12 protein-coding genes, 1 pseudogene and 1 riboswitch are annotated in these 16,501 nt (G+C 74.0%); of the genes and pseudogenes, 1 reads left to right on the plus strand and 12 read right to left on the minus strand.

Features of this window, described 5'->3' with window-relative positions:
* Positions 1-14 precede the first annotated feature (14 nt).
* From BLS82_RS00100 to BLS82_RS00145, 10 genes are all read right to left on the minus strand, one after another.
* On the minus strand, positions 15-2,963 hold the full coding sequence (locus tag BLS82_RS00100) for a putative bifunctional diguanylate cyclase/phosphodiesterase (protein WP_369811027.1): 2,949 nt from the start codon (positions 2,961-2,963) through the stop codon (positions 15-17).
* 125 nt (positions 2,964-3,088) lie between these two features.
* Entirely contained in the window at positions 3,089-4,783 is a 1,695-nt protein-coding gene (locus BLS82_RS00105; RefSeq protein ID WP_092860568.1) for a S8 family peptidase, read from the minus strand.
* An 89-nt stretch (positions 4,784-4,872) separates the two neighbouring features.
* On the minus strand, positions 4,873-6,621 hold the full coding sequence (locus tag BLS82_RS00110; RefSeq protein ID WP_092860570.1) for a glycoside hydrolase family 13 protein: 1,749 nt from the start codon (positions 6,619-6,621) through the stop codon (positions 4,873-4,875).
* Between the two features lie 45 nt (positions 6,622-6,666).
* The gene (locus BLS82_RS00115) at positions 6,667-7,695 is read right to left on the minus strand and encodes a potassium channel family protein (RefSeq protein ID WP_092860572.1); all 1,029 of its coding nucleotides are present in this window, start codon (positions 7,693-7,695) and stop codon (positions 6,667-6,669) included.
* Between the two features lie 147 nt (positions 7,696-7,842).
* The gene (locus tag BLS82_RS00120; protein ID WP_218123387.1) at positions 7,843-9,426 is read right to left on the minus strand and encodes a methyl-accepting chemotaxis protein; all 1,584 of its coding nucleotides are present in this window, start codon (positions 9,424-9,426) and stop codon (positions 7,843-7,845) included.
* A gap of 22 nt (positions 9,427-9,448) precedes the next feature.
* Positions 9,449-10,102: a GNAT family N-acetyltransferase gene (locus tag BLS82_RS00125; RefSeq protein WP_218123388.1), complete on the minus strand. Its 654-nt coding sequence runs from the start codon at positions 10,100-10,102 to the stop codon at positions 9,449-9,451.
* Positions 10,103-10,201: 99 nt separating this feature from the next.
* On the minus strand, positions 10,202-11,503 hold the full coding sequence (locus BLS82_RS00130; protein ID WP_092860574.1) for an ABC transporter ATP-binding protein: 1,302 nt from the start codon (positions 11,501-11,503) through the stop codon (positions 10,202-10,204).
* Between the two features lie 41 nt (positions 11,504-11,544).
* Entirely contained in the window at positions 11,545-12,375 is an 831-nt protein-coding gene (locus BLS82_RS00135; protein WP_092860576.1) for a carbohydrate ABC transporter permease, read from the minus strand.
* The gene (locus BLS82_RS00140; protein WP_255378006.1) at positions 12,376-13,341 is read right to left on the minus strand and encodes a carbohydrate ABC transporter permease; all 966 of its coding nucleotides are present in this window, start codon (positions 13,339-13,341) and stop codon (positions 12,376-12,378) included. It abuts the gene before it with no gap.
* Positions 13,342-13,349: 8 nt separating this feature from the next.
* Positions 13,350-14,627 carry an extracellular solute-binding protein gene (locus BLS82_RS00145; RefSeq protein WP_176818849.1) on the minus strand — a complete coding sequence of 426 codons (1,278 nt, stop codon included), beginning with the start codon at positions 14,625-14,627 and terminating at the stop codon, positions 13,350-13,352.
* Positions 14,628-14,825: 198 nt separating this feature from the next.
* On the opposite strand from BLS82_RS00145, the gene BLS82_RS00150 reads away from it, so the two are divergent.
* Positions 14,826-15,353, plus strand: a complete 528-nt coding sequence (locus BLS82_RS00150) for a heme-degrading domain-containing protein (RefSeq protein WP_255378007.1) — start codon at positions 14,826-14,828, stop codon at positions 15,351-15,353.
* A 14-nt stretch (positions 15,354-15,367) separates the two neighbouring features.
* Here BLS82_RS00150 and BLS82_RS16155 read toward each other — a convergent pair whose 3' ends face one another.
* Together BLS82_RS16155 and BLS82_RS16655 are read right to left on the minus strand one after the other, a co-directional pair.
* Complete coding sequence (locus tag BLS82_RS16155) at positions 15,368-15,859, minus strand: zinc-binding dehydrogenase (protein WP_176818850.1); 492 nt, start codon at positions 15,857-15,859, stop codon at positions 15,368-15,370.
* A 185-nt stretch (positions 15,860-16,044) separates the two neighbouring features.
* Positions 16,045-16,383 (minus strand): annotated as a pseudogene (locus tag BLS82_RS16655) (alcohol dehydrogenase catalytic domain-containing protein); the annotation flags it as partial.
* Positions 16,384-16,389: 6 nt separating this feature from the next.
* Positions 16,390-16,473, minus strand: a riboswitch (TPP riboswitch).
* Positions 16,474-16,501 lie beyond the last annotated feature (28 nt).

A 16,501-nucleotide genomic window follows, 5' to 3' on the forward strand; every position in this document is an offset into this window, starting at 1 on the left:
TGGACCGACCGCTCTCAGCGGTCGATCACCCGCTGCAGGAGCGAGACCTCGTCGGCGGGCGCGGGCCGCCCGAACCAGTAGCCCTGCCCGACCTCGCACCCGAGGTCGACGAGCCGGTTCACCTGCTCGCGCGTCTCGACGCCCTCCGCCACGGCCACGAGGTCGAGGGAGTGCGCGAGCGAGACGACGGCCCGCACGATCGCCTCGTCCCCGTCCGTGCCGCCGTCCGCGCCGTCCGCGCCGTCGGGACGGTCGAGCCCGGAGACGAAGGACCGGTCGACCTTCAGGCCGTCGACGGGGAAGCGCTGCAGGTAGGTCAGCGAGGACCACCCGGTGCCGAAGTCGTCGACCACCAGGCGCAGGCCGAGGTCCTTGAGCGCGGTGAGCACCGCGCCGCTGGCGACGACGTCGTCCATGAGGGCGCTCTCGGTGATCTCGAGCGTGATCCGGGAGGGGTCGACGCCGCTGCGCTTGAGGACCTCCCGCACCCGCGGCACGAGGTCGCGGTGCCCGATCTGGGCGGCGGAGAGGTTCACGCTGACGCCGATCCCGGGGCCGCTGCCCGGCCCGGGCTCCCAGCGGCGGGCCTCGCGCAGGGCCTCCTCCAGCACCTGCGCGCCGATGGGCACGACGAGGCCGGTCTCCTCCGCGAGCGGGATGAACTCCGACGGGGGCAGCAGGCCCCGAGTGGGGTGGGCCCAGCGCACCAGGGCCTCGACCCCGAGCACCTCGCCCGTGTGCAGCGACACCGTCGGCTGGTAGAAGACCCGGAACTGCCGGCCCTCGATGGCCCGGTGCAGCGCGTTCTGCAGCTCCAGGCGGCGCACCGCCCGCATCCGCATCGCCTCGTCGAAGATCTCGTAGGAGGTGCCGCCGCGCTCCTTGGCCCGGTACATGGCCGCGTCGGCGTTCTCCAGCAGGATCTCCGGCCGGGTCTGGGGCCCGCTGCCGAGGGCCAGGCCGATGCTGGTGGTCACGAAGACCTCCGACCCGGCGAGGGAGAACGGGCGCCGCAGCGTCTCCTGGATGCGCCCGACGAGCTCGACGGCGTGCGCCTCGTCGCGGATGCCCTCGCACAGCATCGTGAACTCGTCGCCGCCGAACCGCGCGATGGTGTCGCCGGGCCGCACCGCGCGGCGCAGCCGCTCCGCGACCGCGCGCAGCAGGGCGTCACCGGCCTGGTGGCCCAGGCTGTCGTTGATCACCTTGAACCGGTCGAGGTCGAGGAACAGCACCAGCACGGAGCCGCCGGTGCGCGTGGTCTCCTCCAGCGCCTGGGCCACGCGGTCGACGAAGACGGAGCGGTTGGGCAGGTCGGTGAGCGGGTCGTGCGCCGCCTGGTGCGCCAGCCGGTCGCGCGCCATCGCGCCGGAGACGGCGATGTCGGCCAGACGGACAGCGGTCATGCCGAGGCGGCACGGTTCCACGTCGGCCGCCTGGTAGGTGCGGCAGAGCACCACGGCCCCGGGCACCTCCCCGGGGGCCGTCGGGGCCAACGGGTGCACCGCCACCTCGCGCACCCCTGCCTCGACCAGCGCCCCTCCCGACGGGTCGTCGCCGGCTGCCGGCGCCACCAGCACCGGACGCCGGTCCTGCGCCCGCCCGTCCAGAGCGGCGGCCGTGAGCGTGCGCAGCGCGGTCAGGGCGGTCGGGTCCACCTTGGGCTCGACCACCAGAGCCACCTCCCCGTCGCGCGCGAGCGCGACGGCGCAGCGGACGCCGTCGTCCTGGGACTCGACGACCTCGGCCAGGAGGCGGAGCGTCCCGACCAGGTCCGCGCCGCAGGCCACCCGCTCCAGCACCCGCGCCTGGCCGGCCTGCAGCGCCTCGGCGCGGGTCCGCTCGGCGAGCACGGCTTCCGTGAGGTCCGCGCGGTGCAGCGCCTGGCCGAGGATGGAGGACGCTGCGTCGAGGACGGCGAGCTCGCCGACCTCGAAGCCCTCCAGCCCGTCGCGGTCGTGGGTGACCAGCACCCCGACCGTGTGTCCCTCCACACGCACCGGCACCGACAGGCAGTTCCGCCAACCGAGCGCGCGAAGAGCCTCGGCAGCGCTCGGGTCGGAGCGGGAAGGCCAACGCACCGGGCTGTCAGCCCGCAGGAGAGCCTCGGCGAGGCGCATCTCCTCAGGGCGCACCAAGCCGGCCTGCTGCTCCTGGCCAGCGCGCACGACCTGGCGGCCGGACGAGCCATCTGCGGCGACGAGGTAGAGGACGACTCCGCGACATGCGAATGCCGAGCGCAGCTGGTTCAGAAAGGCCGGGACATCTGGCCGCGGATCGACGCTGCCCGACAGGACGAGGTGGCCACGCTGCAGCCCTAGCAACCGTGCCCGGCTCGCCCGCTCCCCCGCCAGTGCGCGTGCGCCGAGATGAACCCCGCTCAAGGCGGCGAATGTGAGGGGGATGGCGGCTGGTGCGTGCGTCCACACAACAACGGAGAGCAACCCGACGACAACGGCGACAATTAGGTCGAGGGCCGACGCGCGCAACCAGTCACCGATGTGGGCGCCGAGCACCAGGTGGAGCGGCTGCCGCTCGGCCAGACTGAGGACGCCCAGTGTCGCGGCGGAGTTGACGGCGGCTACGGCGGCCAAGGCCACGGCTATCAGTGGCAGCTCGCCCGCTTGAAGGGGACCTGGAGTCCGCAGGGTCGTGAAGACGAGGCTGCCGATCGCAGCCGCTGCCGCCCACTGCGCCGCGTTGAAGGCGACCTTGATGGCGGGCAGCCGGCGTAGGAGGAGCACGCCTGCCTTGATCACCGCCACAAGGAGCACGGCCGTGTGTCCGGGAAGCAGAACGAGGGCAGGAGCGAGCCCGACGTCGGTCATGTTGATGAGATCACGCTGGCTACCGGTGCGAAGTTCGACATGCAGGGCCGATGCCACTGCCAGGTAGGCGAACAGCGTCGCAAGAGTCCCGACATCCGGGAGACCGGGGGACGCTGGCAGCGCAGCGGCGGCCATTCCGCCGGCAATCCCCACCCCGACGAGCACCGCCGTGAGCAGGAGCACAGCGGAGCGGGTCTCGCCGCTGGGCCGCGCGGGTGAAGGTCGCCTCAGGACGCTGAGCAGCACCGGCGTGTGCCGTGTCAGTCCCAGGCTCCGTACCAAGCCGACCCTGCTGTCGGTCGGCCGTAGTTGGTGCCTTGTTCAGCCTGGCCGTACCACGAGGAACCGCCCCAGTCGTGGCCGCCCCAATCATGGCCGCTCCACGACGCCGCGTTCCAGCCGAGCAGCGCGTGCGGGGACGCCGCCCACGTCGTCGGGGTCCACGGCAGGCCGGTGTACTCCGCCGCGTTCCACAGGGCCAGCTGCGCGGTCTGGCGGCCGGTGAGCACGGTGGAGAGCGGGTCGTCCAGGCGCACGTCCACGGTGCCGCGGCTGGCGTCGAGGTCGCCGAGGCCGCTGGAGCGCGCCAGGCCGGTGTTGGCCGTGCCCGTAGGCGCCTTCGCGGCGGCCGCCGCGACGTCGATGATGCCGGTGCCGACGGCGTTCGCGTCGTTCGAGGCGACCTTCCGGGCCGTGGCGCGCAGCGTCGCCTTGACCTGGTTCGGGGTCAGCTTCGGCTTGGCCTGCAGCAGCTGCGCCACGGCGCCGGACACGACGCCGGCGGCCATCGACGTCCCGCTGCCGCGGCGGTACGCGCCCTCGGTGCCGGCGGGGAAGGCCGTGTCGATGGTGCTGCCGGGCGAGCGCAGGGACGGCAGGTGCGCTCCGGGGGCGGTCACGTCGGGCTTGGTGATCCCGTCCTGCGTAGGCCCGCGCGAGGAGAAGTCGGGCAGCCGGTCGTCCGAGGTGGTGGCGGTCTTCAGGTCGTCGACCGCCCCGACGGTGATCACCCACGGGTCGTCGCCGGGCTTGCTGATGGTGCCGGCGGCGGGGCCGAGGTTGGCCGCCGAGACCACGACGGCGATCCCCTCGTGCCAGGCCCGCTGCACGGCGTAGTTCAGCGGGTCCTGCTTGTAGGACTGCTTGGAGTCGGTGCCCAGGGAGAGGTTGAGCACCCGGATGCCGTACTGCTCGCGGAACGAGACGACCCACTGGATGCCCGCCAGCACCGTGCTGACGTCCGCAGCGCCGGAGCGGCCAGCCACCTTCACGGACAGCACGCGCGCTTCGGGCGCGGACCCGACGTACCGGCCGCCGGACGCCGAGCCGTTCCCGGCGACCAGGCCGGCGATGAACGTGCCGTGGCCGTAGGAGTCGGCGCAGCCGGGCTCCCCCGAGAGGTTCTGGCAGGAGGCCGTCCGGCCCAGCTCGTCGCGCACCGGCACGATGCGCCCGGCGAGGTCGGCGACGTCGGCGATCCCGGTGTCGAGGACGGCGACGGTGACCCCGCGGCCGGTGGTGCCCGCCTTCTGCAGCTTGTCGGACCCGATCTCGCGCAGGTGCACCGGCGCGGTGGCCGCAGGGGCGGCGGTGGGGACCGCCTGGACCTGGACCTGGCGGTCCGCCGAGACCACCCGCACGCCCGGCGTGCTCGCGAGGTCGCGGACCGCGCCGGCGGGCAGGGTCGCCGCGAACCCGTCGACGATGGGCAGGGGCCGGGTGACCAGGCCCCCGAGCCGCTCGACGGCCTCCTCGGGCCCGGACCCGGTGCCGGGGACCTCCTGCACGACCACCCGCACCGGCTGCGGGCCGGTCTGGTCCAGGGCCGGGTCCACGGCCGCCGCGGCGACGGCGCGGGGAGCGCCCTCCGCCTGCGCCGCGGCAGCCGGGGCCACCAGGGCGAGCGCCGCCACGGCAGCGAGCAGCGGACGGCGGAGCGGACGGAGCTGGCGCACCAGACCTCCTCAGCACTGAGGGACGACCACGTCGGGTTTGCGCACATTACACAGAGCCACAACCGGGGGGCGAGACCCCGGCGGCCCCCTCAGCGGGCGCGGCGCCAGACGACCGACTCCCACGGCCGCAGCACGAGCCCGGCCGACGGCGCCGACGGCGGCTGCGGCAGGACGGCGACCACCGGGGCGGCCGCCGTCCAGTCGCCGTCGAGCGGCAGGTCGACGGGGACGTCCTGGGAGGAGAGGTTGGCGGCGACGAGCAGGTCGGCGTCGGAGCCGCGCCGCACGAACGCCCAGACGCTCGGGTGCTCGGGCAGCAGCAGCTCGAAGTCACCCTCAGTGACTACCGGGTCACTGTGGCGCAGGTCGATCAGCCGACGGTGGTGCGCGAAGACGGAGTCCGGGTCGTCCACCTGGGCGGCGGCGTTGACCTCGGCGGCGTCGGGGTTGACGTCGATCCACGGGGTGCCGGTGGTGAAGCCGGCGCCGGGCGAGGCGTCCCACTGCACGGGGGTGCGGGCGTGGTCGCGCCCGGCCCGCCCCAGCGCCTCGACGAGCGCGGCGAGGTCGGCCTCGCCGCGCAGGCTGGCCTCGGCGTGGACGTTGAGCGCCCAGACGTCGCGGTAGTGGCCGATCTCGGTGAAGGGCGCGTTGCGCATGCCGAGCTCGTCGCCCTGGTAGACGTACGGGGTGCCGCGGTGCAGGTGCAGCACGGTCGCGAGGGTCTTCGCCGACGCCGCGCGGTGCTCGGGGCTGTCGTCGCCGAAGCGGGAGACGGCCCGCGGCTGGTCGTGGTTGCCGAGGTAGAGGGAGTTCCAGCCGCGCTCGGCCAGGCCGTGCTGCCAGGCGGCCATCGAGCCCTTCAGCGCCGGCAGCGACAGCGGCCGCAGGTCGTAGCGGTGGTCGCCGATGTCGAGCGTGACGTGCTCGAACTGGAACACCATGTCGAGCTCGCGGCGCTCCGGGTCGGTGAACAGCACGGCCTCCGCCACCGTGACCCCGGGCGTCTCCCCCACCGTGAGCACGTGGGCGTCCCGCCCGGCGAAGACCTCGGCGTGCATCTCCTGGAGGAACTCGTGGTTGCGGGGGCCGCAGTAGGTGTGCTCGTCGGCCGGGCCGTACAGGGACCCCGGCCGCGGCGTCGCGTCGGGCAGCGAGCCGTCCGGGGCGACGTCCTTGCTGATCATGTTGATGACGTCCATGCGGAAGCCGTCGACCCCGCGGTCGAGCCACCAGCGCATCATCGCGTAGACGGCCTGGCGCACCTGCGGGTTCTCCCAGTTCAGGTCCGGCTGCTTGCGGGTGAACAGGTGCAGGTAGTACTGCCCGCTCGCCTCGTCCCACTCCCACGCCGGGCCGGCGAAGTGCGACTCCCAGTTCGTCGGCTCCGCGCCCGGCGTGCCGGGCGCGTGCCCGGGGCGGGGGTCGCGCCACCAGTACCAGTCCCGCTTGGGGTTCTCCGGTGAGGAGCGGGACTCCACGAACCACGGGTGCTCGTCGGAGGTGTGGTTGACCACGAGGTCCATGACGACGCGGATGCCGCGGGCGTGGGCGGCGGCGAGCAGCTCGTCGAAGTCCGCCAGCGTGCCGAAGAGCGGGTCGACGTCCTGGTAGTCGCTGATGTCGTAGCCGTTGTCGTCCATCGGCGAGCGGTAGATCGGGGAGAGCCACACGACGTCGACGCCGAGGCGCTGCAGGTGGTCCAGGTGCGCGAGGATCCCCGGCAGGTCGCCGACGCCGTCCCCGTCGGAGTCCGCGAAGCTGCGCGGGTAGACCTGGTAGACCACCCACCGCCGCCAGTGCTCGTTCGCGGGACCGGCAGCGGCGCTGGAGACCATGAGCCGACCGTCCCACCCCCTCCCGCCGAGCGCACCCCGGCGGGCTCAGTGCCGGGACGGCGCCCGGTCGGTGGCGGCCACGTGGAGGATGCGGTCGCCGGCCTGCAGCACGCCCACCCCGGCGGCGTTGTAGTGCAGCACCCGCCCCGCGCGCACGACCGCGACGACCGGCACCTCCAGCGCGGCCGGCGCCCGGCCCACCTCGTGCGGCTGCACGGCGCGCTCGGCGAGGTCCAGGCCGGCCCCGAAGGAGAGCAGGTCCTCGACCACCCCGACCGCGTGCGGCAGGTCCGTGGCCAGGCCCAGCAGGCGCCCGGCCGTCTCCGAGGAGACGACGACGGAGCTGGCGCCGCTCTGGCGCAGCAGGTCGGCGTTCTGCGCCTCCCGCGCCGCGGCCACGACCGTGGTGCCCGGCGCGAGCCGGCGCAGCGTGAGGGTGGCGAGGACGGCGGTGTCGTCCCGGTCGAGCGCGACGATCGCGACGTCCGCGTGCTCCGCGCGGGCCTCGCGCAGCACCTCCGGGCGCGTGGCGTCGCCGACGACGACCACGTAGCCGTCGGCGGAGGCCTGCGCGGCCTGCTGCGGGTGCGACTCGACGACGACCAGCCGGTCGCGGGGGTGCTCGCGCATCCGCAGCGCGCGCACGGCGTTGCGCCCCTTGGTGCCGTAGCCCAGGACGACGACGTGACCCTGCATGCGTGCCCTCCACCGCGCGAGGCGGAACTCGGTGCGTGAGCGCTCGGTGAGCGCCTGGATGGTGGTGCCGACGAGGATGATCACGAAGAGCAGGCGCATGGGCGTGACGACGACGGCGTTCAGCAGCCGCGCGCCCTGCGTGACCGGGGTGATGTCCCCGTAGCCCGTCGTCGACAGCGTCACCGTCGTGTAGTACAGCGCGTCGATGACGGAGACCTCGCCGTCGGCGTTGTCGGTGTAGCTCGAGCGCTCCAGCAGCACCAGGCCCCAGTTGACCGCCACGACGAGCAGGGCGAGGGCGAAGCGCAGCAGGATCGCCCGCACCGGGCTGACGGACCTGCCCGGGGGCAGGCGCAGGCCGGAGGGGTGGAGGGCCATCCCCGATGACTACCACTCCCCGCGGCGCCCGGCAGCCGGTACCCGCCGGCGCTCCGCGGCGTCCGCCCAGCTCCGCGGCGTCCGCCCAGCTCCCCGGCGCCCGCCTCGTCAGGACCCGTGGTCAGGACCCGTGGTCAGGACCCGTGGTCAGGACTCGTAGCGGAACTGGCCCACCAGGGACTGCAGCTCGCGGGCCATGTCCGACAGCGCGTCGGCGGCCGACGCGGTGTCGCAGGCCCCTCGGGTCGTGTCCTGGGCGGAGCGGGCGAGGACGTCGACGTTCGCGGCGATCCGGCTCGCGCCGGCGGCGGCCTCGGCCACGTTGCGCGCCATCTCGCTCGTGGTCGCCGTCTGCTCCTCCACCGCCGAGGCGATGGTGGTCTGCCGGTCGTCGATGGAGGCGATGACCTCGGAGATCCGCGCGATCACGGTGACCGCGCCGGCGGTGTCGGCCTGGATCGTCTCCACCCGCGTCGCGATGTCCTCCGTGGCCCGTGCGGTCTCCTGGGCCAGCTCCTTGACCTCGTTGGCCACCACGGCGAAGCCCTTGCCGGCCTCCCCGGCCCGCGCCGCCTCGATGGTGGCGTTCAGCGCGAGCAGGTTCGTCTGCTCCGCGATCGAGGTGATCACCTTCACGACGTCGCCGATCTCCCTGGAGGAGCTCCCCAGCTTGGTCACGGTGCTGGTCGCCTGCTGCGCGGCACCCACCGCGCCGGCGGCCACCTGCGCCGCCTCCGAGGCGTTGGAGGAGATCTCCCGGATGCTGGCGCCCATCTCGTCGGTGCCGGCGGCCACCGTCTGCACGTTGGACGACACCTCCTCGGCCGCGGACGAGGCCACGCCCGCCTGGGTCGCCGACTCCTGCGCGGAGGCCGACAGCTGGGCGGAGGTGCGGGTCAGCTCCTGCGACGCGGCGGCCAGCGCGGAGGCGGTGCCTGCGGCCTGGCGGACCAGGTGCTGCATCCGCTCGAGGAAGCGGTTGGCGGCGGCGGCCACCTGCCCGAGCTCGTCGGAGCGGCTGGCGTCCACGCGCGCGGTCAGGTCCCCGTCGCCGTCGGCGATCTCCGACAGGCGCTGGCGCAGCGCGGTCAGCGGCCGCCGCACGGACGCCGCCACGCACCAGCCCAGCGCGGCCATCACCGCGGTGGCGAGGACGAGGGCGACGAGCACCTGGGCGCGGGAGCTGCGCGTGGTGGCGGCGGTGTTCGCCTCGCCGGCGCGCGCGCCGGCCTCGATCAGCTCGCTGACGCCCTCCATGCCCTCCTCGAGGGCCCCGAAGGCCGCCACGAACTCCGGCAGCAGCACCTCTCCGGCGGAGAGGTCACCGCCCTCGGTGCTGCGGGCGATCCGCTCGGCCTGGTCGATGTACGCCTCGAGCGCCGGCGCGAGCTCCGCGAGCGCGGCGGTCGTGCCCGGGTCCTCGACCAGCTGGGCGTTCGCGTCCAGGTCGGCGCGGAACTGCTCGACGTGGGCCGCGAGCTCCTCCACCGCCGCGTCGTGCTCGGCGGGGGTGTCGCTGCGCAGGAGCGTCAGCACGTCGGCGCGCAGCGCGTCGTGCATCATGTCGGCGTCCAGGTGGTTGCGCAGCACCTGCTGGCCCGCGGCGGCGTCCCGCACCGCCGCGTCCAGCTGACCGACGCTGCGCTGCCCCAGCGTGCCGACGGCAGCGATCATCGCGACGCCGACCGTGCACAGCAGCACGATCGAGCCCAGCACTCCCAGCTTGCGCACGAGGAGCGGTATCGGCCTCCGCTCAGCCCGGCTTGAGCCCGTCCAGGCGGGCGATCAGGCCGGCGCGCACGCGCGGCCACTCCTGCGCCAGGACGCTGTAGACCACCGAGTCGCGGAACGTGCCGTCCTCGCGCTTGACGTCGCGGCGCACGACGCCCTCCCGCTGCGCCCCGAGCCGGGCGATCGCCGCCTGGGAGCGGGTGTTCAGCGCGTCGGTCTGGATCTTCACGCGCCCGTAGCCGCAGTCCTCGAAGCAGTGCCCGAGCAGCAGCAGCTTCGCCTCGGGGTTGACGGCGGTGCCCCACCAGCGACGGCCGTAGAGCGTGGAGCCGAGGTGGACCTTCTCGTGGTGCAGGTCGGCCTCCAGCAGCGAGGACGTGCCGACCAGAGCGCCGAGCGGGCCGAGCGGGCCGTCGGCGGCGAGCCGGACGGCGTAGGCGGTGCGGCCCCCGCCGCGCCCGTCGGCCAGGCCCTGCCCGGCGCAGAACCGCTCCCGGGCCACGGCGACGCCGTCCTCGAGGGAGGAGGGGCGCCGGTGCACGACGTAGCCGGCGGCGTAGAGGGCGGGGTCGAGCAGCAGCGCCGCCAGCTCGGGCAGGTCCGCCTCGGTCAGCAGATCCAGGCGCACGCGGCGGCCCACGAGGGGCTCACCCGTGGGCAGCGCGGTCTCGGGCACCCGCGCGACCCTAGCCGCGGCGCGGCGGGCAGGGCGGGACGTCCTGCCCTGCCCTGCCCGGGCCGGCGGTGCTCGGCCGGAGCGGTGGGAGCAGCCGGCTCAGGAGGCGGGCACGGCGCCGGAGGCGGGCACGGCGCCGGAGGCCCGCCGGCCGGTGGTGGTGGAGTGCTGCTCCTGCGCCTCGGCGAGCTGCTCGGAGCGGTCCTCCTCCGCCATCCGCGTCAGCTCGGCACCGGCCTGGGCGTCGCGGGTCAGGTTCATCCCCGTCGACGGGTCGAACACGTGCACCTTGCGGCTGTCGAGCCAGAAGTCCGCCTCGTGGCCCTCCCGGATCCGGCTGGCGGCGTCGATGGAGACGATCGCCTGGGTGCGCAGCTGGTCGCTGTCGAGCTCCCGCGACAGGTCGCGCAGCCGGGCGGTGACCTCCTCGGGCGCCTCGTAGGGGATGTAGGCGTACTGGGAGTCGCCCAGCCACTCCGTGACGTCGACCCGGGCGCGGAAGACCGAGCCCGCCGACCGCTTGGTCTCGTCGACGAACCGGGCGTCCTCGAAGTGCTCCGGGCGGATGCCGACGAGCACCAGGTCGTGGCCGGCGACGGCCTGGGCGCGGCGCCCGTCCAGCTCGACCGGCCCGAACGGCGTGACCAGCCGCGACCCCTGCACGTTCGCGGGCAGGAAGTTCATGGGTGGGGAGCCGATGAACCCGGCCACGAACAGGTTGACCGGCTGCTCGTACAGCTCCCGCGGCGAGGCGACCTGCTGGATCACGCCCTTGCGCAGCACGCACACGCGGTCCCCGAGCGTCATCGCCTCGGTCTGGTCGTGCGTGACGTAGACGGTGGTGACGCCGAGGCGCCGCTGCAGCCGCGAGATCTCGCTGCGCATCTGGCCGCGCAGCTTCGCGTCGAGGTTCGACAGCGGCTCGTCGAAGAGGAACGCCTCCGCCTGGCGCACGATCGCCCGCCCCATCGCCACCCGCTGGCGCTGGCCGCCGGAGAGGTTGGCCGGCTTGCGGTCCAGGTGCTCGTGCAGCTCCAGCACGTTCGCCGCGTCGACCACCCGGCGGCGCACCTCCTCGTCGGGGGTCTTGGACAGGCGCAGCGGGAAGGCGATGTTCTCGAACACCGTCAGGTGCGGGTAGAGCGCGTAGTTCTGGAAGACCATGGACAGGTTCCGCTCGCGCGGGGCCTTCTCGTTGACCCGCTGGCCCCCGATCAGCATGTCGCCGCCGGTGATGTCCTCCAGGCCCACGATCATCCGCAGGAGCGTGGACTTCCCGCACCCGGAGGGCCCGACGAGGATCATGAACTCGCCGTCGGCGATCTCCAGGCTGACGTCGTTGACGGCCTTGAAGCCGTCCCCGTACTCCTTGACGATGTTGTGCATCTCGATGGAGGCCATGCGGTGCTCCTTGGTCAGCCGGGGACGACGGGAGGGCGGCGTCAGCCCTTGACGGCGCCGTTGGTCAGTCCAGCCACGATCTTCTGCTGGAACAGGAGGACGAGGACGATCACCGGGATGGTGACCAGGACCGACGCGGCGGCGATGGGGGCGGTCGGCTGGGCGAACTGGCTGGCCCCGCTGAAGAAGGCCAGCGCCGCGGGCACGGGTCGGGCCGCCTCGGTGGAGGTCAGCGTGATGCCGAACAGGAAGTCGTTCCAGATCGCGAAGAACGTCAGGATCGCCGCGGTGAAGACGCCCGGCGCCGCGAGCGGGACGATCACCTTGCGGAACGCCTGCCACGCCGTCGCGCCGTCGACCTGCGCCGCCTGCTCCATCTCCCAGGGGATCTCCCGGAAGAACGCGGACAGCACGTACACCGACAGCGGGATCGAGAAGGACAGGTAGGGGATGATCAGCCCGAGCCACGTGTCGTAGAGGCCGATGGTGCGCCACAGGTCGAACAGCGGGGTGGCGATGGCGATGACGGGGAAGACGGTGATCGCCAGGGCGGTCCCCAGGAGCAGGCGCTTGCCGGGGAACTCCAGGCGGGCGACCGCGTACGCCGCGAGCGTGGCGAGGACCACCGAGATGGTCGTCGCGATGGCGGCGATGCCCACCGAGTTGCGCAGCGCGGTGAGGAAGATGTCGGAGGACAGGACGATGCCGTAGTTCTCGAAGCTCCAGGCCGTCGGCCAGAAGCGCTGGTTGTTGATGTCATCACCGGCCTTGAAGGACAGCGAGACGATCCACAGGACCGGGAGGATCGCGTAGGCGATGATGAGCACCGCCCCGACGGCCCAGAGGACCTGCCCCCTGCGGCTGGTGTTCATCTAGGCGCCCCTCTGCTGCGACAGGTTGGTCCGGAAGACCTTGACGAAGAGCACGGCGATCAGCACCACGGTGACGGCGAGGATGACGCTGACCGCGGACCCGAGGCCGATCTGAACCCGGGCGATGGTCTGCCGGTAGGCGAGGAAGGACAGCGTCTCCGTCCCCTGCGCGCCCTGGGTCATGACGAAGACGTTGTCGAAGATGCGGAAGGCGTCCAGCGTCCGGAACAGCAGGGCCACCATGATGGCCGCCTTCATGTTCGGCATGATCACCCTGCGGAACCGCTGCCACGCGGTGGCCCCGTCGACCTTGGCCGCCTCCAGGTAGTCCTCGGGGATCTGGGCCAGGCCCGCCAGCAGCAGCAGCGACAGGAACGGCGTGGTCTTCCAGATCTCCGAGAGGCAGATCACCGCGAGGGCCGGGACGGTGTCGCCGAACCAGTTGAACCCGTCGAGGCCGAGGAGGGGGTTGACGAACCCGTAGGCGGGGGTGAAGGCGTACTGCCAGGCGTACGCCGAGACCACGGTGATGATGCCGTAGGGGATGAGGATCGCCGTGCGCAGCGACCTGCGCAGGAACAGCGCCCGGTGCATGACCATCGCGAGGGCGAACCCGAGGACGAACTCGACGGCGACCGTGACCACCGTGATCGCCGTGGTGACGCCGAACTGCCGCCAGAACAGGCCGTCGGTGAGGATGGTGACGTAGTTGCCCAGCCCCACGAACGTCCTCGCGTCGGGGTTGGTCAGGCGGTAGTCGAACAGCGAGAGCCAGATGGCGTTGAGGATGGGGTAGCCGGTCACGGCGACCATGAGGACGAACGCCGGGCCGGCGAGCATCCACCCCAGGCGGCGCTCGTGGCGGGTGCGGTCGCTCAGCTGCGGCTTCCCGCCAGTGCTGGTGCCCGTTCCCGAGGCGACCTCCTGTCGCGTGGCCGCCGAGGCGGCGGGGACCGCAGTGCTCACAGGGCCTCCTAGAGGAGCTGCTCGTTGGACAGGACGCCCTCGATGAGGCGGGCCGTCCGGTCGGGGGTCGTCTCGGGCGAGAGCTGGCCCGGCGGGTGGTAGCCCTGCTGGACGGCGCCGGTCACGTCGCCGTAGTACGGCGTGATGGGGCGCGGAGCGGCCTCGACGAGGCCGTCCCGGATCTCCTGCCACATCGGGAAGGCCTCGTGCACCTGCGGGTCCTCGTAGACGGCCGCCGCGGAGCCGGGCTCGCCCGCGTTGAGCATGTGCTCGACCTGGCTCTCCACCGAGCGCACGCACCGGACGGCGTCGACGGCCAGCTCCGGGTGCTGCGTGAACGCCCCGATGCTCAGGCCCACACCGCCGATCGGGTTGGCGCTGGGGGTGTCCGGGTCCACGCGCGGGTACTGGGCCCAGCCGACGTCCTCGCGGAAGTCCGCGGGCAGCGTGCCGGCCTCCTCGGCGGCGGCGAACGCGGCCCACACGTAGGGCCAGTTGACCATGAAGCCCCCGTCCTCGGCCTGGAAGGCGGCCCGGGACTCCTCCTCCCCCGCGGTGCTGAGGGCCGGTGGGGCCGCGGACGAGGTGGCGACGCGGTTGATGATCTCCGCGGCGGTCGAGCCGGGCGGGCTGTCGATGACGGCCTCGACGTCCTCGGGCTGCTGGCCCTCGCTGTCGGGGTCGAGGATGGTGCCGCCGGCGGACGCCACCAGGGCGTTGACCCACACCATCAGGCTCTCGTTGCGGCGGCCCTGGACGGCCACCGTGGCCTGGGTCTGCTCCGCCGCGGCGACGAGCTGCTCCCACGTCACCGGCTCGTCCTCCAGGTCGAGCCCGGCGGCCTCGGCGACGGACTTCTTGTACCAGAGGAGCTGGGTGTTGGCGAAGAAGGGAGCGCCGTACATGGTGCCCTCGTACAGGGACTGCTCGAGGGCGCCCTGCAGGACGCCGTCGGAGAACTCGGCCTGCTCCTCCTGCGTGAAGGGCCGCAGGAAGCCCGCGTTGGCGAACTCCGCCATGAACGGCGGGTCGAGGCTCATGACGTCGATGGAGGTGTCGTTGGCCGCCAGGCGGCGCAGCAGCTGCTCGCGCTGGGCGGCGGGCGAGGCCGGCAGCAGCTCCGTCTGGATGTCGTACTCGTCGGCCTCCTGCGAGCACCGCTCGGCGATGGTGGCGTCGTAGGCGTTGTTGATGTACCAGGTCAGCACCGGCGGGCCGGCTTCCGCCTCGCCCCCGCACCCCGCCAGCCCCGCGGCGGCGGTGACGGCCGCCGCGGCCGCGACCACCCGCGCCGCGCTCCCGCGCCGCCTCCGCTTGCGGGCACCGGCCGCGCTCGGGCCGGGGACCCGCCCTGCACTCGCACCATCGCGCACGTGCATCGCCTCCGTTGGCGAGCGGCCACGGTCGGTGACCGGTTGCGGGTGAGCGTTCTCCACGTCCCCCCGCGTGTCAACCCGTGCGGCGGGTGCGGGCACGATGGAGCGGTGGCTCCCGCCGACCCCGCACCCGACCCCGCACCCGACCCCGCGCCCGACCCCGCGCTGCACGCCCTGGTCAGCGAGCTGGCGGCCCAGGAGGAGCGGCTGCAGTTCGACCGCTTCGACGAGGACGACGCGTGGGCGCTCGGCTGCCGCCTCGTCGACCTCGCCCGCGAGCGGGACCTGCCCGTCGTGGTCGACGTGCGCCGCGGCGGCCAGCAGCTGTTCCACGCGGCGCTGCGCGGGACCACCCCGGACAACGACCGGTGGGTCGAGCGCAAGGTGCGGGTGGTGGAGCGCTTCGGCGCCTCCTCCTACCTCGTCGGCCGGCGCCTGGCCGCCCGCGGCGAGGTCCTGGACGCGCGCGCCGGGGTCGACCCGGCGCAGTACGCCACCCACGGGGGCGCCTTCCCGGTGCGCGTGCGCGGCGTGGGCGTCGTCGGAGCCGTCACCGTCTCGGGCCTGCCGCAGGCGCAGGACCACGCCCTCGTGGTCGAGGCGGTGCAGGCCCACCTGGACCAGCGGCGCGGCTGACGCCTGCCCCGGTCTCAGGGCACGAGCACGGCGCGGCCGACGACGCGACCGGCGCGCAGGTCCTCCAGCACGCGCGGGGCCTGCTCGAGCGGCGCGGGCGTGATCGCCGTCCGCAGCCGTCCGGTGGCTCCCAGCTCCAGCGCGCGCACCAGCTCCGCCCGCCGGTTGCCCACCGACGTCAGGATCCGCTGCTCGGGCACCACCAGGGCCAGGGGGTCCAGCGCGACGCGCTCGCCGCTGTAGCCGAGGTAGACCAGCGCGCCGCGCGTGCCGAGGCACCCCAGGGCCGCGGCCCCGCTCGCGGCGGTGCCCACGAGCTCGAAGACGACGTCCGCGCCGGCGCCGCCGGTGGCCTCGCGCACCCGGGCGGCCACGTCGTCCGCGGACGCGTCGACGAGGACGTCGGCGCCCAGGTCGCGGGCCAGGCGCAGGCGCGCGGCGCTGCGGGCGACGGCCACCACGCGCGCGCCGGCCAGCCGCAGCACCTGCACGAGCGCCAGCCCCACCCCCCCCCGGTGCCCAGCACGACCGCGGTCCGGCCCTCCTGCACGCCCGCGACGTCCACCGCGTGCAGCGCCGTGGTCGCGCTGCAGCACAGCGTCGCGGCGGTCGGCAGGTCCAGCGCGTCCGGCACGGGCACCAGCGCGGACGCCGGCACGAGCACCTGCTCGGCGAAGCCGCCGTCCGTGGCGAAGGCCAGGAAACCCAGGGGCGCGTCGCACAGGTGGTCCTCCCCCGCCCGGCACCAGCGGCACCGCCCGCACGCGTGCCGGTAGTGGACGGCGACCCGGTCGCCGAGGCCGACGCCCCGCACGCCCTCCCCCAGCCGGGCGACGGTGCCGGCCACCTCGTGGCCCAGGGTGATGGGCGTGCGGGCCGGCACCAGCACCCCGTCGAGGAAGTGCAGCTCCGTGCCGCACACCCCCGCCGCGGCGACGTCGAGGACCACCTGCCCCGGTCCGGGGCTCGGGTCCTCCACGTCCTCGACGAGGAGCGGGCGACCCGCTCCGGAGAAGCGCGCAGCGCGCACTGGTCCCTCCCTACGCCGGCACGACCCGGACAGGTTCGAACGGTCGACGGCCCCAGCCGCCCTCTCAGCCCGCTGGTGCGGGCTCCCGCGTACGGGCGCGAGGCTACGCGGCGGTGTG

Origin of the sequence: Quadrisphaera sp. DSM 44207 (assembly GCF_900101335.1) — a bacterium.
In the GTDB taxonomy this organism is placed as follows: Bacteria; Actinomycetota; Actinomycetes; order Actinomycetales; family Quadrisphaeraceae; genus DSM-44207.

Coding starts and splice junctions, on each gene's coding strand:
- BLS82_RS00100 (WP_369811027.1), bottom strand. CDS start 2,963: ATGGCCGCCGCTGCGCTGCCAGCGTCCCCCGGTCTCCCGGATGTCGGG.
- BLS82_RS00110 (WP_092860570.1), bottom strand. CDS start 6,621: ATGGTCTCCAGCGCCGCTGCCGGTCCCGCGAACGAGCACTGGCGGCGG.
- BLS82_RS00115 (WP_092860572.1), bottom strand. CDS start 7,695: ATGGCCCTCCACCCCTCCGGCCTGCGCCTGCCCCCGGGCAGGTCCGTC.
- BLS82_RS00130 (WP_092860574.1), bottom strand. CDS start 11,503: ATGGCCTCCATCGAGATGCACAACATCGTCAAGGAGTACGGGGACGGC.
- BLS82_RS00135 (WP_092860576.1), bottom strand. CDS start 12,375: ATGAACACCAGCCGCAGGGGGCAGGTCCTCTGGGCCGTCGGGGCGGTG.